At 58.0% G+C, this 638-nt stretch carries 1 protein-coding gene; it reads right to left on the bottom strand.

From position 1 onward, the window contains the following. The coding region (locus NW838_RS08980; RefSeq protein WP_414427890.1) for a hypothetical protein at window positions 1–360 on the bottom strand (360 nt) is incomplete at its 3' end. Window positions 361–638 lie beyond the last annotated feature (278 nt).

The following is a 638-nucleotide window of genomic DNA, read 5'->3' as shown; positions in this document are numbered from 1 at the left end:
AACGGCAAACTCTCGCTCCTGCTCACCAAAGCGCTGGATGGTAGCTTGCAAAACGGCCTCCTCGTTAAGAGGGGTAACCCGAATCAGGTAGTCCCAGTCGCGCACAAAGGTGTACTCGTTGGGCCCAACCCGGACATTGGGATCTACCAGGTTGGCGGTGGGGCCAGGGCTACCAGCTCGGCTAAGGGCCACCATGTACCAGTAGTTAGGGCTAATGGGCAGGCCCATGGTCATGCGCACTTCCAACAAAAGCCGTGCCCAACTAGCCCCAGCCGTGAGGGCCACAAGGGCTGCTGCTCCAAGGCCGCTCCACAGCCACCGCTGAGGACGCAAAAACCAAGCTATGCCTCCACTCCTCATCAAACAGTTCCTCTGGCCTCAAGGCTGAGGGCTCCTACCCCTGATCCTAGCCTCTTAGGACTTCCTCCTGCTATGCGAGCCTGGATCCCTATTCGATAGAGCCTATCCCTAGGGGTTAGCCAACTCTTGTGGCACTCCTGTCTCTTGAGTCCTTCCTTGCGCCTGGTTTTGCCGGCGTGCCTGGACAACTGCCACCGTAAGCAAATGGGAGAGCAAGCCCACTGGCCCGGCAAACAAGCACAAAATCAGGGAATGGGTTGTCCATACTCGCTTATCCC

The organism is Synechococcus sp. R55.2, assembly GCF_047462075.1.
GTDB lineage: Bacteria > Cyanobacteriota > Cyanobacteriia > Thermostichales > Thermostichaceae > Thermostichus.
This window is presented reverse-complemented; position numbering and strand designations above follow the sequence as displayed.